This window comes from Xylocopilactobacillus apicola, from assembly GCF_033095985.1.
In the GTDB taxonomy this organism is placed as follows: domain Bacteria; phylum Bacillota; class Bacilli; order Lactobacillales; family Lactobacillaceae; genus Xylocopilactobacillus; species Xylocopilactobacillus apicola.
Window position 1 is genome coordinate 1,711,479 of sequence record NZ_AP026802.1, and the last position, 24,294, is coordinate 1,735,772.

Here is a 24,294-nt window from a genome sequence, read left to right on the forward strand (position 1 = left end):
AAAATTTGCAAAAAAAAACCAGATATTTATCTGAGATTTTTTTGAATTAACTCGTTGATTTGATTAGTGATTGCCTTGTCAACGCTCTGATCACTTTTGCTGACTGGCTCGTACTGACCGGTCGAATTTTTGATCCACATGCTTTGTTCGTCAAAACCAAGCGCGTAACTTTTCCCCGGATCAAAAACTTTCGCTCCTTGAGGTAAATTATTTGGCGTAATCTTATTTAGATTAACAACCAATTCAGTCCCAATGCGAGCGACCGGAAAATCTGTCTGTTCGTAAAAAACTTCTTCATTTGATTGAGCTGGCGTTAAGGTATTGGGTCTTCCGTCCAACATGTCCCCCCGCTTGTTAAATCCACCTCGTTGATAAACATAAATCGTCTTACCCGCCAAATCTTTACTCTTATCTGTCAAAACCTGATGAACATAAATCGATAAGATTGTTACCGAACTATTCTTAGCGCCCGGCACCTTGGTCCAATTAGTAACGACACCTTGAACTGTCGCCGAAGACTTCTGATTCATGTCACTAAAGTTTTCATAAGAAAAAGCATAAGTCTCAGCTCCCTTAAAATAATTTTCTTTAGGTACTTGCTGCAGTTCTTTTGCCTGCTTCTCTCCGTCCTTCTTGGCTTGTTTTAAAACAATTGAATACTTAGCCGGAGCCGAACTTTTCACAGGAACTTTCTGGAGTTCTCTAGCAGCAAATAATCCTCCCCCCACGACTAGAAGCAACAAAGCCGCAGTAAGAATCAGCCAGGTGTTTACCTTCATTACCCGCTTTGGATGCTTTTTTTTCTGCAAATTTGCTTCGATTCGTTTTTGATCATCGATCGTAAAAGGTTGATCGAGCTCTTTTAAATACAGCTCCAACTGTTGATCAGTCAATTTAGTTAATGGAAATTCATGTTTTACACTCGTCACAATAAATCCTCCCTCTCCATCAGGTCCTGCATAATTGGTTTGATTTTCTTTTTACCTTGATAAAGGCGATTATTAACCTCAGTTAAACTCAAATTTAATTTTTTACTAATGTCTGCGGGCTTCAATTCCATAAAAAAACGTTCAAAACAAATTCTCTTGGTTGGTTCCGTCAGCGTCTCAAGTGCTGCAAATAAAGTTTGCCAGACCAAATCATTGTCGGCTTGCGGGGCAGGAATTGTTTCCAAAATAAATTGATCAACTTCTGATATTTCTACCTGACCACGCAATCTATTTAAGGCCATACTCTTGGTCAACAAAGCCAAGTAGTTCTTAAGCGTTCCCCGCGTAGAATCATATTTAGCCGGATGCTGCCAAAAACGCCAAAATACATCACTGACTAATTCAGCAACATCCGAAGCACTCGTTCGCTTCTGCAAAATTGAATAAGCCACCGCCCACAGCAACCTAGAGTATCGATTAACCAATTCATCAAATACTTGCTCATCGCGATTCTCAATCGCTGTTACAATCTGTTGGTCGTCCATTCACTAATTCTTCCTCTCTCCTAAAAACCCGCTCCTTTATTTTTCGCATTATATACACCAAATTTATCAAAAATACTTAAACATTAGCAAAAAAAATCCCAGATATTTATCTGAGATTCAAACATAATCCTATTTTAAAGGCAATCTTAGCCAATCGTAATTTGGCGAATTTAAGTCATCTGAGCCACGACCCGCTATATCGAACTGCAAAAACGGTTTGTAATCCTGAGGATTGATCACCAGATACCCATAAGTAATAATTTTACTTTCGTGAGCTTTGAGCGAACCAATATTAGTAAAATAATCGTGCTCTCCTGAACCATGCGGCAAAGCAATTACCGGTTCAGCAAAGCCTTGGTACGGCGATGAATAAACTGACTCATCGAGAACAAATTGTTGATCAACGGACTTTAACAACTTTAAATTGGGGGGATTAATCCCAAACTTTTCGATATTTTCCGTCGAGTCGTTGGTAACTTTCAGCTTAATTTCGCAAAAATATGGCTGAATAGTTAAACTTTTAATTTTATGATCGATTGTTTTTTTGCCATCTCCACGCCGATACAGCTCTCCTTCAAAAGGCGTCAAATTCCCGTCTGATGCGACCATTTTATCTGGATTTATCGCTGCATCTTTAGAAAGATCAAATTTAGCTGGCACCGTTTTGGAAATATTTACCGCCAGCGGTTCAATCCTTACAGTTGAATTCTTTGAATCTTGTTGGGTGAAAGTCGTTTTAAAATCCTTAATCCTCGGATTATTAGCTTGTAAAATAGACGGAATTTTGCGAGCTTGTTGGTAAAGCTGATCTAGTGCAATTTCTGGAGCTGCCTGACCCGCAGCGGCAGGAGTTAACGACATCCCCGTGATTATTTTCTCGGCTTCCTCTTTTGAAACTTCTGAACCAAAAAATAGTTGCACCACTCGCTGCTCTTTTTCGAATAAGACTAAAGCCTCAAATAATTGTTCATTGCCACGATGTTTTGGCACCAGATAAACGGTGTGCCCATTAATTAACTTTTGGTCGAACTGTTTCGAATTTGGAATTTCAATTTTTGTTTCATCCTTTGGACGGTAAAGTAGTGCAGAAAAATAAGATTCAACTTTTTGTGGATCGCCGTATGAAATTTCTTCTGAATTCTTGGATTTAGTCCAATTATTTAGCAAGTAAGAAAATTTCACCTGATAGTGCTTGTTATCTGCATTATTGTTTTTAACTATTAGGGTGGTCAGAAATCCATCGCGATGAGTCACTGCTTCCCAAATTTTATTAGCCGCAAGTGCTGTACCTGGTAAGACTACTAACAATATAGCTGCTGCAATTAGAGCTTTGATAGGTCTTGAAAATCTTCGCCGCTTCGAATGTATTTTCTGCTGCAGATTCCTCTTAATTCGATTTTGATTGTCAGCTGAATACGAGCTATCTAGTGCGTTAATCATTTCATCGAGTTGTTGCTCCGTTAAACTATTTAACGGTGATTCATGTTCTAATTTATGATTCATTGCCCCTCCTCTTCTAGCAATTGCCGCAAAATCGGTCTAATTTTTTTCTTCCCTTGGTAAAGACGATTATTTACTTCAGTTACGCTGAGATTAAGCCGTTCACTAATAACCGCGGGCTTTAACTCCAAGAAAAATCTTTGGAAACAAATTTTCTTCGTCGGTTCGTTTAAAGCCTCAATCGCCTTAAACAGTGCCTGCCAGAAAATTTCGTTGTTTACTTTCGGCGCTTCAACGTTCTCAAGTAGAAAATCGTCAGAAGAAGTAAGCGGACTTTGTTTAAGATGTAACTTATTGATCGCCATGCTGCGAGTCAACATCGTTAAATATTGTTTTAATGAACCGCGGTTTGCATCAAATTTTTCAGGCTGTTGCCAAAAACGCCAAAAAACATCGCTGACTAATTCTTCAACATCGGCTCGATTCCCCATAATTGAAAAAGCCACCACCCACAATAATTTTGAGTATTTACTGACAACTTTATCAAAGGCTACTTCATCTCGTCGCATCACCGCCGTGGCAATCCATTGATCATCCATTTAAAGACTCCTTTCACTAAAATATACAAGATTTAAATCCAAAACTCTTAATTTTGAGCAAAAAATAAGGTGAATTCCTTTGTGGGAATTGATCTGGTCGGGAAATTACGAAGCAGCTGATCACATCAGTAAACGGGGGCGTAAGATTCTTTACCAAATGGTGATGAATATTGTTTCAGCTACCAGCAGTCGTTCCTCTAAGCAGATGCATGTTTCTGTTTATTACCGAAACAAAAAGCAATCCGCTCCGTCTCATTCGACGAAGAAGATTGCCATTGCTTCGATGCACCGCCTGCTTAGAACGATATGCATCCTGATTACAAGATTACCATAACACCATTTTGAAAAAAATCAGCGATGGTGGCTTATTTAGCGTAGGAAAAAAAGAATATTCAAGTATATTTTAGTGATTAGCGATGATTGAATTTGAAAATTATGAAGCAAAATTTCTAGTTGAGATCACTTAAAATATTTTTGAGTTTGAATTTAAAAACTCAGAAATCAGGATCATTTATAAAAAACAAGGAACAATTTGTCCCTTGCTAATTAATCAAAATAAAATTTCAAAATTGCTTGACTAATCGTAGAAAAAAGCCCACAACGTGAGCTCTTAATAACTAAGGAGTACTATTCACTAAAGTAAATGTTAAAGTTGCACTATATCTACCGGGTTTTGGGATGTTAGATACTATCGATTTAAAACTCAAGCTCCAAGGATAGCTCTTAACATCTTGATAGTCGCTTGTTCCACTTTCGTTGTAAAGGGGTTTTGCTGTTGAAGTTAGATGAGTAATAGAACTAGATGTTGTGTCATGATAATAAAGGGGATCACCTCCAATAACCTTCGTTGGATCTGTTATATGCTTAAATGGTTTTGTCACCGCTGCTTCAATTCGCCATTGTTTACCATTACGATCATTTCGATTGTCTGTTACTTTCAAGTTTTGCGCTGAACTATTATACTCTTGATTTCTTAAATGCCCTGCATGGGTTCCAAAATCAATATTACCTGGCGTTGCTTCTAAAGTTTGAGTTCCAACCTGATCCCAGACGTAAGTCCTGACATCGTTTCTCGTTTGTGATTCACTGACAATCTGAGCTGCTTTTTTAGCTGCTCCCGTTGGTGCATGAACTGTTGCTGGAGTCAATGCCTCACGCCACTGTGCATTAGTTGCATAATACACCGGAGATGAAACATAGATATCATTAATCGCATTTCCAGGTTTCGGATCAGCAAGCTTTGTTTGACTTCCTAATCTAGTCCCATTCCCTAATGTCAATTTCCACAACGCTGGAGTTCGATCAGGTTCAGTTATAGTAGGCGGAGCTAAATTGAACATGTTCTTAGTATTGGCGGTTGACTTAATATTAAAACCTGATAAATCCAGTTCTGTTAAACCCGAACTATTTTCAAACAAGTACGACATATCTGTCACCTTTGAAACATTAAAGCCACTAAGATCCAAATGAGTGATCAATGGACACCCAGAAAACATTGATTGCATACTAGTCAAACTATTCGTTACAAAACTTGAGGTATCGAGTTCTTTAAGCTTCAAGCAATTGAGAAACATCCAATTCGCATTTATCACACGGTTCATATCGAAACGGCTGACGTCAATTGACTCTAACGATTCACACATTGAAAACATTGCATAAGTATTCTCAGCTTTACTTGTATCAAAATTACTTACATCAAGATCTTTAAGATTTTTATCTCCTTCAAACATCCCCGAAAAATCATCAACATTTCTGGTAATGAAATTTGGTCCAAAGGTTACACTCTTTAAATTAGTGCACTTTTGCAACAGTCGATACATGATGGTTACATTGGGAGTATTAAACGACGTTAAATCTAAAGTTTCGATGCTTGAACAATTCGCAAACAAACTATTCAAATCTGTTGCATTGGTTAAATCGAGATTATTTAAACCAACAAATTGTGTAACATTAATTAATCCATTAAATAAGTGAGAAACCGAACCGCTAGAAGTTACTCCTGGATTAATCACAACTTTAGTGATATCTGCCAAATATTGTTTCCAAGGCCAATCAACATCTGGAAAATTCGGGATATTGGTCGGAGTAATAATTGCATCATTATATGCATTTAAAGTATGCGGATAAAGTGTTAAAACTCCATTTTTATAGGTCCACCATGGAGACCCCTCAAAATTCAAAACATCAGATGAAGGAACATAATTACTCGTTTTGTAAGTTGGATCAAGACTAGCGAGCGGCGATTCGTCATTTCTGGCATCATAGAAGTATGAACCCCAAACCGAATTGCCTGCTTCATCTATTAACTGATTTGAATGGTCATAAATTGAAACTTTCATCTTAATTTTAGAAATCGTTGGATCTGTTTCAGTTTCTGGAATAGTCGTAATCGCAATTGACCCAGCATCATCTGCTGTAATATGAGCATTTTCACCGCCCATATATTTCAAGGTTATATTGTTCGTTCCAGTTGCACCTGGTATTAAATCGTTACTAGTTCCGTTGTTTAACGGCACATACATATAACCGCCATCTACTGATACTCCTGCTGGTAAAGGATCAGGAGCTTTAAACAAGCCTCCGCCTAGATGTTGAACAGCTGTAACATTATTCCAAATTCCAGGAACTTTATTATTTTTTACGTTATAAATGAATGTCACTCGATCTCCATTATTAACATTTCCGGAAGTAACAGCTGGTCCATTATTAACCTTGAATTTAACATCAGTTTGGATATCAGTGCTGCCTGCTGGCATATTTCTTCGATACACATAATTTAAAAACATGACGTTATCGAATTGCGTTGTCGAAATTAAATTATTCCCGCTTGCTGTAACTGTTGTGCCACTAGAAGCTGTTCCTAATCGTTTATTAATCCTCGTATTATTTGCAAAGATGGTTCCATTTACCTGTGCTCTAACGTAAGTGTTTCCATCCTTGCCAGTAATTGTTGGTTGCGTATTAGTATCGACAAAATTAGCTTCGCCTGGGTGTTGTTTTTGCCAATCTTCAAAAGTTGTCGTTATCGGAGATTGAAGGTCAGTACCATTCTCGTCAATATAACGAGTTGTGATAACTGGATCTCCCGGTGTAAAAGTTCCATTTATATTTTTAACGGAATGACCTTCGTAACTTGCACCGGTCGAAGCCAAAATTGCAAAACCCCAATTATTGCGATCTTGAATTACGCCTTTTTCTCCAGCGGTTAAAGTCTTAATCCATGTTACTTTTCCACTGCCCGTTGCATCATGTAAGGTCACTTTCATCGTGTAGGTACTTGCGTCATATGAAATTTCCATATTTCGCCACTGATGATCACCAATTTTCATCGCACTACCGCTTACACTACCTTCCGAAGTAGTTTTTTGTATTACAGCACTGCCATTTAAAGGTGCACTTAAAGGCGTCTTTTTAATAAAACCATTATTACTCGTAATTGCAAAAGAGCCAAAACTATTATCTGAAGTGACTTGACCTTCAACACCGTTAGGACTCGGATATGCATCATCTACGATATGATACCACTGGCTATGATGAATATTATCTCCATAAGCATAGCCGGGAGCTTCTGGATCCCCATAATTGTTATAATATGTGTCCAGCTTAAAACCTAAGGCATTCATCATATCACCAATTCCGAGACTCCCACCAGTTCTTCCAATAGAACGAACTGTCTGACCATTATCTCGACTGGTTGGACTAGTAACGGGATCATCACCATTTTCTCTTCCAAATACTGCAGGAAGTCTATACGGTGCCTCTCCTTGAGAGCCTACAATTATCTCACCTGGCTTATACAGCGGGTGAAATACAAAACCAATCCCATCTGCCATCATCGAAGTAGAGACCGGATCTATTTTTACATCCCAACTAAAGTTGAAATCTTTCGTCATATCAACTGTTGCATTTAATGTAACAGCGCCAACGTAATAGGTATGTGGTTTGTTTAATAAAATGTTATCCCAAGTCCAGTTTTCATTAACTGTAACTTCGGCACCTTGAACCGGGGCAAAGAAATTCTGTGAATCTCCTGCGCCAATTGTAATTGGCGTTAAGCTACTAGAACCCCTGATCAAATTTTGAGGACTGTCTAAAAAATTGTTTGTCGAATTTTGATTATTATAAGCCAACCTGTTAACTATTGGACTAGCTGTATTATTTGGAAATCGCGCTGCTTTGCTTTCCTGTCTGAAATTTAGAGTAAAAAATAGTACCACGATCCCACTAATAAGTACAAAAATATAGCCCAGTTTTCTTAATAAGTTCATCACATCTCCCTTCATAACTTACAGAACAACTACCTTCACGAACAGTATATCAAACTTCTTGTCAAATTTTTTTTAATTTCCAAAAAAAAATTAAAAAAAGAATAAAAACTAGACTATAGCAGTTTATTTGTGTTTTTCTAACAAGGGTAATAACTTATTTTTAAAAATTGGGGCCTACACTTTTTTTCGAAATTATTAAATATAATTTAAATCTTTTCAGCTTTTCGTTGAATTTTTTTGATAAATTTTTCTCTAATTCGATCGTTTTTTTCTGCTGAATACAAAATATCACGCTGCACTTTTCCAAATCCACATGCTTTTAAGACAAACCATTGCAGTGATCGGCCATAATCCTGTAAAAATGGAGCGGATATCCGTGGAGCATTACAAGTCGTAATAATCCAGGCCCTTTTATTTTTTAGCAAACCGACCATTAGTCGACCTTTATAGGCGTATGCGAAACCTTGCGAAAAAACTTGGTCAATAAAACCTTTAAGTAACGCTGGCGCCCCTGCCCACCAAATTGGAAAAATAAAGATCAGATCGTCTGCCCAAGTAATTAAATCTTGATATTTTTTCATCTCTGGTCGATTTTTCATCAGATGGCGCGGATGCTCTTTATCAAATCGCAAGGACGGATCAAAATTTTCCTCGTAAAGGTCAAGTACCTTAACTTGATTGCCAGACTTTATATTTTCTTTGACCGTGGTCAAAAGTTTATGATTTAAAGATTGATGATTGGGATACGTATAGATAATTAAAATGTTCATTGCTGTGCTCCTATTAATTTCATTTTTTATTTATAACATTGGAGTGCAGTTCAATGTCAAGATTTAATATCGGATAATCAAATTTCTAACAAATGCTTGCCTTCGACCCAGCTCTAACGTTTAAACTAGTTTTTGTTTAGAAGGATGGTGATAAAAATAGAGATTATATTTGTTAATGCCAGTCAGAATAAATCTGGTAATACTAGCCGGATGGGGGAAAAATACCTCCAAGGCAAAACTTACAAACAATTGAATCTGGTTGATTACAAAATCTATCAACTTAATCAAAATTATTCAGACGATCAATTCGAACAAGCTTTTTCACAACTAAACAAAGCAGACTGGATTGTTCTTGGAACGCCAGTTTATTGGCATGATATGAGTGCTTACCTAAAGACACTTTTAGAACGACTTTCACAAGACTCTCATTTTGATGATTTAAGCGGTAAACGCATTTCAGTGTTAATTCAAGGAAGCGATCCAAGCGATACGATTAAATCTGTTACAAACATTATTAAAAGATTTGCAAATTCTGCAAGAATGGAATTTGTTGATGCAATGGAGGATTTTTAACTATGACCACAAATAAATTTGGTTTAGTCTATAAAGATGCAATAACTGAAAACAAACCCGGTAAAGTTAACATTCATCTCGTTAATTATCTTGCTAATGGAGTAAAAGCTGCAGCAAACGTTTATACTCCAGCAGATTACGATGAATCATCAGAAAAATTATATCCAGCTGTTACCGTTGCCCACCCAAATGGTGGAGTTAAAGAACAAGTAGCCGGACTTTTCGCTCAAAAGTTGGCAGAAAACGGCTATATTGCTATTGCTGCAGATGCTTCTTATCAAGGAGCAAGCGACGGATTACCTCGTAATACCGATCGTCCTAGTAATCGAATCGAAGACATTAGAGTAATGGCTGACTTTTTAGATACATTCCCTGGCGTTGACCCTAAACGAATCGGTGCTTTAGGGATCTGCGGAGGAGGTGGTTATACCATTGAAGCAGCAAAAACCGATAAACGACTAAAAGCTGTTGCAACAATCAGTATGTTCAATTCTGGAAGAGTTCGCCGCAACGGCTTTAAAGATTCACAGCTTGATTCAGTACAAGAACGGCTTAGACAAGCAGCTGATGCTAGAATCCAGGAAATATTAGGAAACGATGTTCAATATACCGGTGAAATGGCAAAAATGACTGACGAAGAGCTAGCTGCTCTACCGTTTGATCTTTATCGTGATGGTTATGACTACTATCAAGTAACTCATAAACACCCAAATTCAACGGGCCGTTATCCGGTCAGTAATTTAATTTATTTAGCTGAATTTGATGCTGAAGATCACGCCAATTTAATTGACCAGCCTTTATTAATGATGGCAGGTGACCAGGCTGATACTCTTTATATGACAGAAGCAGTTTATGATAAAGCCACTGGAACTGATAACAAAGAACTGTTTTTAATCAAAGGTGCAAAACATATTGATACTTATTGGAAGCACCCTTATGTCGATCAAGAAGCTGACAAATTAATCGAATTTTACGAAAAAAATCTTTAGGAGAATTATAAAATAAAAAAAAAGTTAATTACTTTAACTCTAGTACTAGGAATTTTAATTGGAATTTCTGGCAGCTGGGCGGCAAATGCCAGAACTGTTTCAGCTGCACCTCAAACATTTGCTGAACCACATTACACTAATGCAAGTGACCGACGAGTTTTTCTTAACGCAAGTCAAAACGAAAACGGAAACACTTCTACTTTAGCTAAAAATTTATTTGGTAATTTAACATATAAACAAGTAAATCTAGCTAGTTATAACATTCCCCAAGTAGGTCAAGGCGACGGTGATTTCAGCAAAGTATGGGATCAACTAAAGGATGCTGATGTAATTGTAATAGGGACTCCTGTTTATTGGTCTAACATGTCTGGTTACCTTAAAACATTTATTGATCATTTACAAATTAATAATGATCTGACAAACCGTGATTTATATATGATCGTTCAAGGTTCAGACTCAGATCAAACTCTTGCCATAAACTCAGTTTATGGAACTATGAACCGTGTTGCAATCCGCTTTAACATGAATTTCATAGGAATTGGTCAAACTACTGAACAGATTAACCAGCTCCATAATAAAATGATTGGAAGTGCACCAAGTATTCCAGCTACACCTAGTGAACCAACTGTCCCAACTACTCCAACCAATCCTACTACCCCAAGCGAGCCAAATACTCCAAGTAATCCAACCACCCCTAGTGTGCCAAGTACTCCTAGCACTCCTGATAGCTGGACGATTACTGACAAAAAAGGTGTTGGAACGATTAATTACCAGCCAGGTTACGGAGTTAACGTCTGGAATGCTCCAGGAGGAACTTTCACTGGTCAACGACTACAACACAATACTTCTTGGAAAGTATTTCAAATGGCAACAAATGCAGAAGGAAAATTTTTTTATAGTGTTGGGAAGGACCAATGGGTCGATGGACAATATTTTTCTTTTGGTGTTGGAAACGGTATGGAAGAATTAGACGGCATTGTAACTATCAAATATATCCCCGGATATGGCGTTAATCTATGGAAAGGGCCAAATGCTACCAGCGGTTGTTACGAGAGCCGTAGCCTAAAAGACGGCTCAGAGTGGAAAACATTTGGCAAACAAAATGGCTTTTACAAAATTGGTGAAAACCAGTGGGTTCAGGGCGACTACGTAATATATCGCGACAAATAATAAATTTAGCAGTAGATAAACAAGAATCTATCTACTGTTTTTTTTATTAAATTATTCTACAAAAAATGGTAAAATCTTCTCAAAAAGGAAAATAAAATGGAAATTGTAGAATTTGGAACCAAAAATTCAGAAGTAATAATCCTGCTCCATGGCGGTGGACTCTCTTGGTGGAATTTCCGAGCAGAAGCCGAGCTTTTAGCGCCAACCTACCACGTAGTCTTACCGATTCTCGATGGGCATGCTGGAAGTGACGAAGATTTTCAAAGCATCCGGGCAAATGCTCAAAGAATTATCTCTTTTGTTGATCAAAATTACCACGGCAAGGTCTTTCTAATTGGCGGACTATCGCTTGGAGCGCAAATTTTAGTTGAGATGCTTACTCTAAGAAACGACATTTGCCATTACGCAATCATCGAAAGAGCCAATGTGATTCCCTCAAAGCTAACTAATATCATGATCCCCTTTTCAATTAATCTTAGCTACGGACTAATTCAAAAACCTTGGTTTTCTAAATTACAATTTCAAAGCCTTAAAATGGATAATCACTTCTATCCTGAGTATTACCGCGACACCCGTCTAATTACTAAAGCCAACATGATTTCCTTTCTAGAAGCTAATACGAGCTTTGAAGCTGCTTCAAATCTTAAAAGCTGCCAAGTTAACACCCGCATCGTCGTTGGAGCAAAAGAAAACGGAGCGATTAAGCGCTCCGCTAAAATTTTGCATGAAATGATGCCTCATAGCACACTAGAAATAAAAAAAGATCTCTACCACGGTCAATACCCTTTAAATTGTCCTCAGGCTTATGTTCAGGACTTAATTGACTAGTTTTCAAGGCGATCGCGGAGGCGTATTTTCAGAGCATATCCTTGCTGAATTTAACCCTTTATATATTCATTTAATTTTTATTAAAAAATGTTTTTAGCTCTGATGATTAATTTGCTTAAAAGATCTTGATCGACTTTACCAATGATTTTCCGTGTCGCGCTTGATAATCAAAATTTGGAATTTGATAGGTAATAATAAATCCTGTTATTTGAGGTTAATTGCTTGAAATAGGCAAATAAAGTCGTTGATCATTTTTAATCTTTGAAGTTACCATCATTCCAGATGATTCATTGTATCCTTTATTAGAAGAACGAACATTGATCTTCTATATTCCCGCTATCCGGGTTATACCAGCGTGTGGCTCGGCATCAATGATTAATTATCTCCTTACCACGCGGCTTTTCGAACCCATAATTACCGACCTCCGCCAAATATTTCTCAAAATCAATATCCGCAAATTCTCCGTTAAGCCAAGGATTATTTTCAGCAGTACGATATTCAAGCGTTCTATCTTTTTCCATCTTGTTGCCCCCATTTGTAAGTACAGGTATATACCAAAAAATCAAGATTACAATCATCCAAACCGCTGTGTTCCCAGCAGCTTTGTAAGATCAAATCCTGTGTTAAGCCGGGAGTAAATCGAACAAACCACGAATAAATTTTTCCCAGCAAAAGTTACTTGCTTGGCGCGTCCTGAGATAACTTGATATCGCCTTGTATATTTTTTTACTAAACAAAAATCCCAATGTAAAAAATACATTGAGACCTTTTAAAGTTCCCATTCACGGTAGGGAAACGCCTGACTTTTAAAGCTCCCATTTATGGTAGGGAAGCGCCTAACTTTTATAGTTCCATGGTACATTTTTTTTAATTCTTGTCAACTTTGTAACTGGCACCCTTTTTGATTCATCAAGATAACTTGGATTCTCTCCCATCTTGAGTTATTACAAATCGCAATTTATGATCAAATCATTGAACGTTCAAAACATACAAGTTCAGACTCTTTTACTAGACTATTTATCCTCAAAATGCTCAATGCAGCTGACGCTTTTGACGCCTCTTTTGTCAAAGTCGGCGCGATTTATTTATTTAGACCTGACTTCTAATAACTCTAGTCAAATTTTGCAAACTGGCAGCCACCGGCAAAACTGTAATTAAATTCCAATGATCTTCTGTTGTTGGAGCAAAAATATAAACGTTATTACTATAAATATATGCCCTGCTGCCATTTGGTGAATTGAGCATAATCTTATTCATCCATTTAAACAAATTTCCCTTAGTTTTCCCGTGTTGTAAACCTCTTTGAATTACTTTTTCTAACAGATTCTTTTGGCCTTTCTTATGTATGCCTGCTCTTTCTTTTAGTCGTTGCTTGGCATGCCGAGAAATGGTAATTTTGTTGGCGTCCAATTTTTTATTCACTTCGATTTGCTCCTCCTTCCCTATGCAATTTATATATAATTATCATCATAGTTAGTAGTAATTAGCTAATCTTTGCAAATTTCTTAATAAAAAATTTATGGTGAACTGCTAAAATGAAGTGCTTTTTTGGCTGCCCCCGACAAATTTTTGGAGTTCTTTCCGATAATTTCTCATCTCTAACAGCTTAAAATTATTGAGCGCTAGCTCGAAAAGTTCAAAATTAGCAGACGCCTGACTGTGATAATTTATGAAACACCAGAAGACTGAAAAACTCTGGTCACGTCGCAATTTTGTTAGATGCTTGCAGAAATGCCCTTCAATACAAAATCCAACAAAATTAAAAGCAATTGTCAATAAAGCTTCTTGAATTTTTAAATCCTGATCACCTTCAAAATGTTTAATAATTCTTATTGGCCAAATCATAATTAGTTATATAACCACAATATACTGTCAATTCATTTTTTAATATTCCTCGATATTGAAAATTAATTCTTTTAAGGTGGCTTGTTCTGGTTCGGTCAAACTAAAACCTTTTCTCAAATGAGCTAACATTTGTTTAATTTATTAGAATCTGTTTGTCTCGGTCTGATAAATTACTTTCTTCGTACAGCCTCTGAATCTTTTTGAGCTCAACTTTCAAGAATTTTGCAACTCAATTAGATTGCTTGTCAGTTATAAAACTCTTTGATTTTTATCGTTTCAAAGTAATCAAGGAATCACATTCACCAAAGTAAATGTCACTGTTGCATTGTATTTCCCTGCTTTTGGGATATCACTCGGACTTGCCTTAAAACTCAAATCCCATGGATAATTCTTGACGTCCTGATAGTCGCTTGTCGCAATTCCGCTATATAGAACTTGCGCTGTAGAAGTTAAATGTGTCTTCGTCCCTGAGGTCGTGTCATGATAATAAAGCGGATCGCCATTAATTACTTTGGTCTGATCTGTTGCGTGCTTAAACGGCTTTGACACCTCCGCTGTTATCTGCCAATTCTTCCCCGCTCTCGCATTTCGGTTATCGGTTAATTTCAAATTCTGCGCTGAACTTTTGTATTCTTGATTTTTCAAATGTCCCGCATGAGTTCCCAGATCAATGTTGCCTGGCGTTGCTTCTAAAGTCTGCTTACCAATTTGATCCCAAACGTATGTCCGCTTGCGATTAGCCGTCGCCGATTCACTCATAATTTCAGCTGCGGTCTTCGCTGCTCCGTCTGGCTCATGCAGGAAATCATCAGTGCTTGCCTCCCGCCACTGAGCATTCGTAACGTAATATTGCGGATTAGGCGGTACCGGTTTAGCGAGATCGTTAATTGGTGTTCCAGGCGTTGGATCTTTCAATTTTGCAGAGATCAACGTCCCGCTAACTGTAACATCTGGAAATTTCGTATTTGGACCAAGCGTTAATTTCCAAAGTTTAGGAGTATCTTCCAACATCGAATCGTAGCCTCTATCCACATAATTTGAATCCACTTTGTGAACAACATTAGTCAGGTCAAAACTGCTCAAATCCAGACTTTCTAAAGATGTACAACCCTTAAACATATATATAACATCCGTTACTTTACTGGTATCAAAATGACTTACATCAATATTCTTTAATGAACTACATCTGCGAAACATCCTACTCATATTAGTTACTTTGCTGGTATTAAAATTTGTTGCGTTCCATTTTAGATCAGATAGAGAGGTGCAAAAATTAAACATCGATGACATCTCAGTAACATTACTGGTATTAAAGTTACTTAAATTAAGGTTTGTTATCGATGAACAGCTAGAAAACATTTCTGACATATCAGTAACATTACTGGTATTAAATCCTGTTACATCGAGGCTAGTTAATGATTCACACCCTAAAAACATTCTTTTCATTGAAGTAACTTTAGAAGTATCAAAATCCTTCACTTCTAAATTGGTTATCTTTCCACATGAATAAAACATTTCACCCATATCAGTAACATTATGGGTATCGAAATTCTTCACATCGAGATTGGTTAACGACCTACAGTTCCAAAACATGCTATTCATATTAGTAACTTTACTTGTATTAAAGTTACTGACATCTAAATTGGTTAAGGAACGACATAGGCAGAACATGTAGTACATATTTGTCACTTCACTGGTATCGAGATTCTCTAGCCCTTCAATCGTAGTCATATTTTCTTGATCATAAAATAAAGTGCTTAGACTGCCCTTTGCTGTCACTCCCGGTTTGATTACCGTCTTTTCTATTTGTAAGCTATAGTCACGCCAAGGAAATTGGTCGTACCGTCCAGAAGAATCAAGCACTTTATCGCTATCATAATTCAACTCATGCGGATAGATCGTCAGAACTTTAGTCGTTGCATTAAAGTCCCACCAGCCCTGATCATTTACTGTCACCGAATCTGTCGTCGGAACGTACTTGGCTGTATTGTACACTGTTTCAGTATTAGCTAAAGGTGCGTTAGCGTTAGCTGCATTATAGAAATATGATCCGTAAGTTGGATTGCCGCTATCATCAATCAACTGATTGGACTGATCATAAATTGAGATCTTCGAGACAATGGTTGACGTCTTTGGTACTCCTGGCGTCGCAGGATTATTAGTGATCGTAATCTGTCCCGCATCGTTGGCAGTAAGGCTGGCCTTTTCGACTCCTTCATACTTCATCTTGACCGTATTAGTTCCAGTTTCGCCTAATTGTAAGCTGTTATTTGATCCGTAATTCAAAGGAACGTATAACAAACCGCCACTTTGAGCAACTCCCGCAGGCAGCGTGCCCGTTGGAGTGAAAAGACCACCTAAAGACTGCACTGCCGTCACTTTCTCCCAAATCGGCAGAGTATTATTTTTCGCTGTATATTTAAATGTGACTTCATCTCCTGGGTGAATATCAACGGTTTTAGCAAAATTCGTCCCATCTGAGCTTAGCTGCAGATCGGTTGTAATATCACCAGCCGATAAAACTTGACGATAAACGTAATTGACAAAAACTACTCCATCAAAATTAGTATTAACCGTCATAGAAGTTCCAGCTGTAGTTACCGTACCGTCACTACCGGGAGTGCCGATTCGTTTATTGATTCTTAACCCATTGCTAAAAACGGTTCTATTTACTTGAGCTCGTTTGTAAGTTTTACCATTTTTAACAATCGTCCCTGGGCTGCTGCTATCAGTAAACACGGTTGACCCCGGGTGTTCCCTTTGCCAATCTTCATAAATTGTAGTAACTGAAGTCTGAAGGTCAGTTCCAGTTTCGTCAATATAACGAGTTGTAACAACCGGATCTCCGGGTGTGAATGAACCACTAACATTTTTAATATAATGACCTTCGTAACCATCACCAGTCGATCCTAAAATTGCAAATCCCCAATTGCTTCGATCAGCAACAACCGCCTTTTCACCAGCTGAGAGGACTTTCTTCCAAGTTACTACGCCTGAAGGATCGGCTAATTTAACAGTAATCACCGCAGTTGAAGAATCGTAACTAATTTCCATCGGATGCCACTGATTGTCGGCAAGTTTCATTGCATTACCGTTAACCGTCCCATCAGAATTATTTTTTGCCGTAACTGCAGTACCATTTAACGGGGCTGTCAAAGCATTTTTCTTTGCAAAACCATTATTATTAGTTGAGACAAATGCTCCAAAACTATTATCGTTTAAAAGTCCACCCGAAATACTTGGAAAAAAATCATCTACGACGTGATAATCTTGCTCATGTAAAGAGCTCCCATAAGGCGTTCCAGTCAACTCAGGTGCTGAATTGTAGTTGTAGTAAGTATCAACCTTAAAACCAATAGCATTCATTAAATCGGAAATCCCAAGGTTACCACCGTTTTTTCCGATGGATCTAATATTTTGACCGTTATGTCGACTATTAACATCGGTTACAGGGGTAACTCCATCTTCTCTGCCAAAAACAGCCGGCAGTACATATGAGTTCTCGCCTTGAGATCCCATAATTACTTCTCCCGGTTTATAAAGTGGATGCAACACAAATCCAATTCCATCAGACAATCTACTTGAAGAAGATGGTTCTATTCTAAGATCCCATCTAAAAGTAAAATCCTTAGTCATGTCAACGGTTGAGTTTAAAGATACTGCACCTAACTGATTTTTTTTAGCATCATTTAAAGTTACAGAATCCCACGTCCAATTTTCATTAACTGTCACCTTTGCTGCTGATACGGGAGCAAAGAAGTTCTGTGAATCTCCTGCTCCAATATCAACTGAAGTTAGTCCGTTAACACCCCTGACTAATTTTTTGTTTTTTGTAACTGGTTTTAAATCAGTTACAACGGGATTAGCTAAATGCCCCCCCCCCTGAAATCGCTACCATTATTTTCATTGGTCAAATTATGTGGAAAATCTGCCGCTCTACTGTCTTCTTTAAAGTTAAAAGCGAATATTAGTCCACCTACGCTGCACAAAGTAATTAAAAAATAGCTCAATCTTTTTAATAAATTCATCTTCATCTCCTTTTGTTCTGCTAAAGATATTGTAATAGATTTCATTATATCAAATCACTAATCAGATTTGGTTCATTTATTAAAAAAAATATTAAAAAAGATGAACTAGTTAGAGCTAATAACAAATTCAATCTATTTTTCCTTTGTTGAATTATCAATAATTAAAGCTTCATCATTCAAATTTCCGGGTATTTTTTTATATATTTAGCTCAATCAACCTTTTAAATTTATTTTAATCCAATAATATCATGTGTTCTCTCCTAAATTTGGGATCTCCATTGCCTCATGGTGTTTCTAGCTTTGTCCTCAATAAATTCAGCTAATCCGGTGATCCCTCAATACCATGGATGTTAATTGCTCTAGAAGAAACGAGCCAGGTTTAATCGAACAGTTCAGTAGAATATTCGGCAAAAAAAAACGCCTCATAATCGTTAAATTATGAGGCATTTCAAATGTTCTAACGCTGAGCTTCTTTTTGGTATTCAGCCACTTCAGCTACAGTACTATAAACAAAATGTCCTGGGACAACTTCTCTTAACTCCCGTTTTTCATCTCCCTTGCGTTCAATCGAACTATCGTAAGGAATTTGCTGGCGTTTGCGCTCAACCTCGGGATCAGGCAGCGGAATCGCCGAAAGCAAGCTCTTTGTATAAGGGTGCAGTGGATGATTATAAACATCATCAGCTGTACCCAACTCCATTAAATGTCCTAAATGCATTACTGCAATCCGATCGCTGATGTATTTAACCATCGATAAATCATGAGCAATAAACAAATAAGTCAGATTGTTGTTTTGTTGTATTTCCTTCATTAAATTAACTACTTGGGCTTGAATCGAAACGTCAAGCGCCGAGATTGGTTCGTCAGCAATAATAAACTTCGGATCCACTGCCAGAGCACGCGCAATTCCAATCCTCTGGCGCTGTCCACCAGAAAATTCGTGCGGATAGCGAGTCAAATGATCAGGATTAAGTCCAACTACTTTCAACAAAGACTTGACACGATTCGTACGGTCTTGATCGCTCTTAGCCAAATGATGGACATCTAGACCTTCAGCAATGATATCTTTTACTTTCATCCGGGGATCAAGCGAAGCATAAGGATCTTGAAAAATCATTTGAATACTGCGCCGAAAATTCAAGATTTCTGAACCGTGATTCTTGATTTTACAAACATCTTGACCATCAAAAGTAATCTTACCACTTGTTGGTTGATAAAGTCTGATAATACTACGACCCGTCGTACTTTTGCCAGAACCAGATTCGCCCACAAGACCAAAAGTCTCGCCTTCATAAATATCAAAACTCACGTCATCAACGGCCTTGACCTCGTTAGCTTTGCCGACATTAAAATACTGTTTAAGGTGTTCGACTTGGAGAATTTTCTTCGGTGTTGTCATTTTAATTTAAACTCCCCTCAATCGGATTTTCGATTTGACCTGCATGTTGTAAATGCTGGTATTCCTCTGAGCGTGCTTTGATTGCCGCAGGCGGCTCAACTTTTGGAGCATCCGGGTGCAACAACCAAGTTGCCGCATAGTGAGTTGGACTAACTTCAAAGAACGGCGGCTGCTCTTCTAAATCAATTTGCATTGCATAAGGATTACGCGGTGCAAAAGCATCTCCCTTTGGTGGATCTAATAAATCAGGCGGAGTACCTGGAATTGACGCCAATTTATCACTTCCCAGATCAAGCGTCGGCATCGAACTTAAAAGTCCCCAGGTATACGGATGTTTTGGATTATAAAAGATGTCGTCCACTGTGCCGTACTCCACAATTTTTCCGGCGTACATTACCGCAACCCGATCAGCAATTCCTGCCACAACTCCTAAATCATGAGTAATAAAGATAATTGAAGTATTAATTCTTTGTTGCAATTCCTTCATTAAATCGATGATCTGAGCTTGCACCGTAACATCCAAAGCGGTTGTCGGTTCGTCAGCGATCAGAATTTCCGGTTCATTAACAATCGCGATCGCAATTACGATCCGTTGGCGCTGACCACCAGAAAACTGATGCGGATAATCTTTCATCCTCCGCGGTGCGTCCTCAATCCCAACCATTTCTAAGGCCTCTTGTGCCCGTTTTAGCGCCTCAGACTTAGAAATCTTTTGATGGATTCTTAAAGGTTCCGCCACTTGTTTACCAATTGGCATCGTCGGATCAAGAGAAGTCATTGGATCTTGAAAAATCATCGCTAAATCATTGCCTCGATGGTCGTTCATCTCTTTTTTTGATGCTTTTAAAAGATCCTGCCCCTTATAATCGATAACTCCGCTTTCTATTTGGGCATTAGATGCCAAGAGTCCGATAATACTACGGGTTGTCACTGATTTGCCAGAACCAGATTCACCAACAATCGCCAGCGTCTCCCCTTTTTTAAGGTCAAAACTAACATCGCGAATTGCCTGAACCTTCCCTGCGAAAGTGTGAAAATTGATTCGAAGGTTTTTGACACTCAAAATTTCTTCTACCATAATTTACCTCCTACTCAGATTTTGGATCAAAGGCATCTCTTAACCCATCCGCGAAAAAGTTAAAGGAAATCATTAAGATGCACAAAACTAGTGCCGGATACCACATTTGGTATGGTAAGAAACGAAATGCTTTCTGTCCGTCAGATAACAATGTTCCTAGTGACGCATTTGGTGCCGGAATTCCAATTCCGATAAAGCTCAAGAAAGCTTCAAAGAAAATTGCACTTGGAATTGAAAACATTGTTTGAATAATAATTGTTGAAGAAAGGTTCGGAATCAAATGCTTTCTCGCAATTCTTAGCGGTGTTTCACCAATTGTAATTGAGGCTAAAACATATTCTTGCTCTTTTAACTTCAACGTCTGAGCTCGAATTAACCGCGCCATTGTGACCCAACTACTAAATGCAATCGCCAAAATAATTGACTGTAATCCTGGTTTTAGCACCAAAAGCAACAAAATCGCGACAATTAAATTTGGAACCGAAGAGATAATTTCAATAATCCGCTGCATCACAAGGTCAACGCTACCGCCTTTCCAACCGGAAATTATTCCGTAAGGCAATCCAATTATCAAATCGACTAATGCCGCAATGAAAGCAATGATTAAAGAAAGTCTTGTTCCATAAAGAATCCGAGAGAACAAGTCTCTTCCTAAATAATCGGTCCCCAAAATATAAGTCCGATTTTTCGGTACATTATTAGCCTTATAAGGATCAACAACAACCCCAGCAGCATTTTTAATTTTCCCTCGGAAACCGGGGATATTTGAATTAGCAATTCGTGGAGGTAAATTCGCATAATCTGGATTTTGAGCATTGGGATTATGTGGCGCAATAACTGGCGCTAAGAATGCCAAAACTCCCATAATCACTAAAACAATAAAAGCAACAACTGCAACTTTATTATGGCATAAACGCCTAATTGCATCTTGCACAAAAGTTAAAGAAGGTGCGCTAATTTTCTCTTGGTCAGCCGACTGATCGCTAGTAACCTTCTGGAAACTTTGAGCATTAATCTTTACTTCCTCCATAATCATTTCCTCCCCTTACTAGTCAATCGAATTCGTGGATCAACAATCATATATAAAATATCAGTAATTAGTAACATGATCATAAAAATCACTGAATAGAAAATCGTCAATCCCATAATCGTCGGATAATCGTTAGTCATAATTGATTTAACAAATTGTTCGCCGATTCCAGGAATAGAGAAAATATTTTCAACAACCATCGATCCCGTTAAAATATTTGCTGTTAATGGTCCGATAATAGTGATCACGGGAATTAAAGAGTTCCTTAGAGCGTGCTTAACAACTGTTTGCCACTTAGTATTTCCCTTCGCCTTTGAAAGTTCAATATAGTCGCTATTTAAAACATCGACCATTTCTGTGCGCATAAAGCGCGCAATTTGAGCTAATGGCGAAACTGCTAAGGCTAACGAAGGTAAAATACTTGAGCGCCAGCCATCCCACAAAGCAATCGGAAAAATTTTCATTTTGAAGGCCAAATAAAATTGTAATAACACTCCTAAAACAAAACTTGGTACCGAAATCCCTAAAATCGAAACAAAAGTTGCAAGACTATCGACCCAACTATTCTTGTTGATGGCCGAAATAGCGCCTAAAATAATCCCAAGAACCGAGCCCAAAATCATCGCTTGAGCACCAATTAACATAGAAGGTTTCAACCTTGAAATAATCAAAGTTGAAACAGATTGATTATTAAATTGGAATGAAGTTCCAAAATCACCATGCAACAAATTTAACATGTATGTTATGTATTGCTGCCAAATTGGTTTATTCAATCCGTATTGTTGGTTCATAATTTTAAGCTGTTCTGCTGACAACTTATCCTGATTGGTAAAAGGAGTTCCGGGCATCATTTTCATCATGAAAAATGTCACGCTGGCGACAATAAAAAGGGTTAACAGCAGATAGAAAATTCGCTTTAATATATATTTGGTCATGGTCCCCTGACTCCCTTAGATTCTAATCTTTCAATTCAACTAAATTCATGTCGTACATACTTCCTGGATTAAGAGTCATATTCTTAACTCGCTTGTTAGTCATCCAAGCTTCGCCTAATTGATAAAGAGGCGCTACTCCTTGTTCCTCATTGAGAATATCTTGAGCGTCCATCATATCTTTCCAGCGTTTGGTTGGGTTATTAGCATCATCAGTCAGGCTCTTATCAACTAACGCATCGAATTTCTCGTTCTCCCATTTCCCAACGTTATAACTAGAATCTTTTGTAACTAATGTTAAGAAGTTGATCGGATCTGGAAAATCAGCATTCCAAGCATATACTACTAAATCAAAATCACCAGATTTTGCACGAGTAAGACGACTCTTGAATGGAACGTTACTTAAGGTCAGTTTCAAACCAGGTAATTTCTCTAATTGGTTTTGAAGAAATTCACTTTGTTTCTTAGCATTGTCTGTATCATCACCTAGTAAAACTAAATTAAAAGTTTTACCAGTGTTGCCAGTTTCTTTTAATCCTTTTTCCCAAAGTTTCTTAGCTTCTGCGGGATCGTATTTTGTATACTTGTCGCCTGTCGAGCTGGTTTCTTTAACAAAATCTTTGGTCTTATCGTTAGGGTCAAATGCAATATTGCTTGCAACAATTGAATTATTGACTGTAGATCCGTCACCAAGAACTTTACTCGTTAACTGCTTACGATTAACTGACATTGAAAGTGCACGACGAACATTAGCGTTTTTGAAAATTTCATTTTTCTGCTGATTAGCTGACAAATAGAAAGTTGAACTCTTCTTAGTAATGCCATAACCATCTGAGCCTTTCATCTGTTTAGCAGTATCTCCTGTCAAAAGCGCCCGGTCCAATTTGTTAGACTGATATAAGTTAACAGCAGTTGTCGGATCTTTAACTACTTGGTATTGGATTTTCTTGACATTAACACTCTTGGCATTCCAATAACTATCATTTTTTTCTTCAGTCCAACTATTGTCAGAACCTTTCCAGTTAACTAATTTATAAGGTCCGTTGAACACTAAAGTATCTGAATTAGTCCCGTACTGCTTGCCCCATTTATTGACTGTTTTTTCGTTTTGGGGGAAGAAGAAAGCTGCACTCATTAATTGACTAAAATAAGGAATTGGCTTTTCTAAAGTTACCTCAAAAGTATGATCATCAATTGCTTTGACCCCAAGAGAATCGACTGGTTTCTTCCCGGCAGTGATATCTTTTGCGTTAGCAATTCCTTCGTAGATATACGCATATTGAGATTTAGTTTCAGGATTAACAGTTCGTTTCCAAGCAAAAACAAAATCGTTTGCTGTCACTGGATCACCATTACTCCACTTGGCATCCTTACGTAAAGGAAAAGTATAAGTCAAACCATTATTCGTTGGTTTAACAACTTTAGTCGCAATTGCTGGTGCGATTGTTTTCCCCTTATAGCGATAAAGACCATCCATCACATTGTTAAGATTTTGGGAACTGATCGTATCAGTTGCCAAAGATGAATCCATCGTCGAAATAACGTCCTTTTCGGAAATTCTGAGTACGCTATTAGCATTATTACTTGTTGTTTCCTTCGTTTTACTCGAAGATGAGGAAGAAGAACTACAACCAACCAGAGCAAAGGATCCTAAGGCAATCGTCACCCCCGCAATTAGAACTTTTTTAAGTTTCATTTTAATACTCTCCTTACATCAAAGATTTTAAAAAAATATGGATCTTTAGTTTACCGTCTTCAAAAAGAAAAATCAATATTTATTCATGTTTTTAGTCAATAATCGGACAACTGTCTCTGGGAAATCAGATTTTTTTTTAGCCATTTCCATCCCAATATTTGTTTATACAAGTTCA

The 24,294-nt window shown here is 37.7% G+C and carries 21 protein-coding genes; 5 read left to right on the forward strand and 16 right to left on the reverse strand.

Features of this window, described 5'->3' with window-relative positions:
* Nucleotides 1–26: 26 nt before the first annotated feature.
* From R8495_RS08305 to R8495_RS08320, 4 genes are all read right to left on the reverse strand, one after another.
* Nucleotides 27–929, reverse strand: a complete 903-nt coding sequence (locus R8495_RS08305; RefSeq protein WP_317635010.1) for a hypothetical protein — start codon at nt 927–929, stop codon at nt 27–29.
* Nucleotides 926–1,474: a sigma-70 family RNA polymerase sigma factor gene (locus R8495_RS08310; protein ID WP_317635011.1), complete on the reverse strand. Its 549-nt coding sequence runs from the start codon at nt 1,472–1,474 to the stop codon at nt 926–928. The genes R8495_RS08305 and R8495_RS08310 overlap by 4 nt, the downstream gene beginning before the upstream one ends.
* 129 nt (nt 1,475–1,603) lie before the next feature.
* Complete coding sequence (locus tag R8495_RS08315; RefSeq protein ID WP_317635012.1) at nt 1,604–2,977, reverse strand: hypothetical protein; 1,374 nt, start codon at nt 2,975–2,977, stop codon at nt 1,604–1,606.
* On the reverse strand, nt 2,974–3,513 hold the full coding sequence (locus tag R8495_RS08320; protein WP_317635013.1) for an RNA polymerase sigma factor: 540 nt from the start codon (nt 3,511–3,513) through the stop codon (nt 2,974–2,976). Before R8495_RS08320 ends, R8495_RS08315 begins: the two co-directional genes overlap by 4 nt.
* Nucleotides 3,514–3,592: 79 nt before the next feature.
* Between R8495_RS08320 and R8495_RS08325 the strand changes: the two genes are divergently transcribed.
* Complete coding sequence (locus tag R8495_RS08325) at nt 3,593–3,847, forward strand: hypothetical protein (RefSeq protein ID WP_317635014.1); 255 nt, start codon at nt 3,593–3,595, stop codon at nt 3,845–3,847.
* A 283-nt stretch (nt 3,848–4,130) separates the two neighbouring features.
* On the opposite strand, the gene R8495_RS08330 is transcribed toward R8495_RS08325, so the two are convergent.
* Nucleotides 4,131–7,781, reverse strand: coding sequence for a BspA family leucine-rich repeat surface protein (locus R8495_RS08330; RefSeq protein ID WP_317635015.1), 3,651 nt, complete (start codon nt 7,779–7,781; stop codon nt 4,131–4,133).
* 206 nt (nt 7,782–7,987) lie between these two features.
* On the reverse strand, nt 7,988–8,551 hold the full coding sequence (locus tag R8495_RS08335; RefSeq protein WP_317635016.1) for an NAD(P)H-dependent oxidoreductase: 564 nt from the start codon (nt 8,549–8,551) through the stop codon (nt 7,988–7,990).
* A 144-nt stretch (nt 8,552–8,695) separates the two neighbouring features.
* Between R8495_RS08335 and R8495_RS08340 the strand changes: the two genes are divergently transcribed.
* From R8495_RS08340 to R8495_RS08355, 4 genes are all read left to right on the forward strand, one after another.
* Nucleotides 8,696–9,124, forward strand: coding sequence for a flavodoxin family protein (locus R8495_RS08340; protein ID WP_317635017.1), 429 nt, complete (start codon nt 8,696–8,698; stop codon nt 9,122–9,124).
* 2 nt (nt 9,125–9,126) lie between these two features.
* Complete coding sequence (locus tag R8495_RS08345; protein ID WP_317635018.1) at nt 9,127–10,113, forward strand: alpha/beta hydrolase; 987 nt, start codon at nt 9,127–9,129, stop codon at nt 10,111–10,113.
* Between the two features lie 63 nt (nt 10,114–10,176).
* Complete coding sequence (locus tag R8495_RS08350) at nt 10,177–11,283, forward strand: flavodoxin family protein (protein ID WP_317636621.1); 1,107 nt, start codon at nt 10,177–10,179, stop codon at nt 11,281–11,283.
* A gap of 96 nt (nt 11,284–11,379) precedes the next feature.
* Nucleotides 11,380–12,111 (forward strand): alpha/beta fold hydrolase, encoded by a 732-nt coding sequence (locus R8495_RS08355; protein ID WP_317635019.1) that lies wholly within the window; start codon nt 11,380–11,382, stop codon nt 12,109–12,111.
* Nucleotides 12,112–12,479: 368 nt separating this feature from the next.
* On the opposite strand, the gene R8495_RS08360 is transcribed toward R8495_RS08355, so the two are convergent.
* From R8495_RS08360 to R8495_RS08405, 10 genes are all read right to left on the reverse strand, one after another.
* Complete coding sequence (locus R8495_RS08360) at nt 12,480–12,632, reverse strand: hypothetical protein (protein WP_317635020.1); 153 nt, start codon at nt 12,630–12,632, stop codon at nt 12,480–12,482.
* A gap of 568 nt (nt 12,633–13,200) precedes the next feature.
* Nucleotides 13,201–13,533: a hypothetical protein gene (locus tag R8495_RS08365; RefSeq protein ID WP_317635021.1), complete on the reverse strand. Its 333-nt coding sequence runs from the start codon at nt 13,531–13,533 to the stop codon at nt 13,201–13,203.
* A gap of 108 nt (nt 13,534–13,641) precedes the next feature.
* A complete protein-coding gene (locus tag R8495_RS08370; protein ID WP_317635022.1) occupies nt 13,642–13,956 on the reverse strand; it encodes a hypothetical protein in 315 nt (104 codons plus the stop codon).
* 285 nt (nt 13,957–14,241) lie between these two features.
* On the reverse strand, nt 14,242–17,688 hold the full coding sequence (locus R8495_RS08375) for a BspA family leucine-rich repeat surface protein (RefSeq protein WP_331678012.1): 3,447 nt from the start codon (nt 17,686–17,688) through the stop codon (nt 14,242–14,244).
* Nucleotides 17,689–17,822: 134 nt separating this feature from the next.
* Nucleotides 17,823–17,984 (reverse strand): hypothetical protein, encoded by a 162-nt coding sequence (locus tag R8495_RS08380; RefSeq protein WP_317635023.1) that lies wholly within the window; start codon nt 17,982–17,984, stop codon nt 17,823–17,825.
* A 457-nt stretch (nt 17,985–18,441) separates the two neighbouring features.
* Nucleotides 18,442–19,383 carry an ABC transporter ATP-binding protein gene (locus tag R8495_RS08385; protein WP_317635024.1) on the reverse strand — a complete coding sequence of 314 codons (942 nt, stop codon included), beginning with the start codon at nt 19,381–19,383 and terminating at the stop codon, nt 18,442–18,444.
* Between the two features lies 1 nt (nt 19,384).
* Nucleotides 19,385–20,461 carry an ABC transporter ATP-binding protein gene (locus R8495_RS08390; RefSeq protein WP_317635025.1) on the reverse strand — a complete coding sequence of 359 codons (1,077 nt, stop codon included), beginning with the start codon at nt 20,459–20,461 and terminating at the stop codon, nt 19,385–19,387.
* Between the two features lie 10 nt (nt 20,462–20,471).
* Nucleotides 20,472–21,491 (reverse strand): ABC transporter permease, encoded by a 1,020-nt coding sequence (locus tag R8495_RS08395; RefSeq protein ID WP_317635026.1) that lies wholly within the window; start codon nt 21,489–21,491, stop codon nt 20,472–20,474.
* 2 nt (nt 21,492–21,493) lie between these two features.
* Nucleotides 21,494–22,426: an oligopeptide ABC transporter permease gene (gene opp3b, locus R8495_RS08400; protein WP_317635027.1), complete on the reverse strand. Its 933-nt coding sequence runs from the start codon at nt 22,424–22,426 to the stop codon at nt 21,494–21,496.
* A 22-nt stretch (nt 22,427–22,448) separates the two neighbouring features.
* Nucleotides 22,449–24,119: a peptide ABC transporter substrate-binding protein gene (locus R8495_RS08405; RefSeq protein WP_317635028.1), complete on the reverse strand. Its 1,671-nt coding sequence runs from the start codon at nt 24,117–24,119 to the stop codon at nt 22,449–22,451.
* Nucleotides 24,120–24,294 lie beyond the last annotated feature (175 nt).

Bases quoted from the DNA above. Each gene is read 5' to 3' on its own strand.
- R8495_RS08380 (WP_317635023.1), bottom strand. From the start codon at position 17,984: ATGAATTTATTAAAAAGATTGAGCTATTTTTTAATTACTTTGTGCAGC.
- R8495_RS08370 (WP_317635022.1), bottom strand. From the start codon at position 13,956: ATGATTTGGCCAATAAGAATTATTAAACATTTTGAAGGTGATCAGGAT.
- R8495_RS08315 (WP_317635012.1), bottom strand. From the start codon at position 2,977: ATGAATCATAAATTAGAACATGAATCACCGTTAAATAGTTTAACGGAG.
- R8495_RS08310 (WP_317635011.1), bottom strand. From the start codon at position 1,474: ATGGACGACCAACAGATTGTAACAGCGATTGAGAATCGCGATGAGCAA.
- R8495_RS08345 (WP_317635018.1), top strand. From the start codon at position 9,127: ATGACCACAAATAAATTTGGTTTAGTCTATAAAGATGCAATAACTGAA.
- opp3b (WP_317635027.1), bottom strand. From the start codon at position 22,426: ATGACCAAATATATATTAAAGCGAATTTTCTATCTGCTGTTAACCCTT.
- R8495_RS08320 (WP_317635013.1), bottom strand. From the start codon at position 3,513: ATGGATGATCAATGGATTGCCACGGCGGTGATGCGACGAGATGAAGTA.
- R8495_RS08390 (WP_317635025.1), bottom strand. From the start codon at position 20,461: ATGGTAGAAGAAATTTTGAGTGTCAAAAACCTTCGAATCAATTTTCAC.
- R8495_RS08405 (WP_317635028.1), bottom strand. From the start codon at position 24,119: ATGAAACTTAAAAAAGTTCTAATTGCGGGGGTGACGATTGCCTTAGGA.
- R8495_RS08355 (WP_317635019.1), top strand. From the start codon at position 11,380: ATGGAAATTGTAGAATTTGGAACCAAAAATTCAGAAGTAATAATCCTG.
- R8495_RS08360 (WP_317635020.1), bottom strand. From the start codon at position 12,632: ATGGAAAAAGATAGAACGCTTGAATATCGTACTGCTGAAAATAATCCT.
- R8495_RS08335 (WP_317635016.1), bottom strand. From the start codon at position 8,551: ATGAACATTTTAATTATCTATACGTATCCCAATCATCAATCTTTAAAT.
- R8495_RS08340 (WP_317635017.1), top strand. From the start codon at position 8,696: ATGGTGATAAAAATAGAGATTATATTTGTTAATGCCAGTCAGAATAAA.
- R8495_RS08385 (WP_317635024.1), bottom strand. From the start codon at position 19,383: ATGACAACACCGAAGAAAATTCTCCAAGTCGAACACCTTAAACAGTAT.
- R8495_RS08395 (WP_317635026.1), bottom strand. From the start codon at position 21,491: ATGGAGGAAGTAAAGATTAATGCTCAAAGTTTCCAGAAGGTTACTAGC.
- R8495_RS08330 (WP_317635015.1), bottom strand. From the start codon at position 7,781: ATGAACTTATTAAGAAAACTGGGCTATATTTTTGTACTTATTAGTGGG.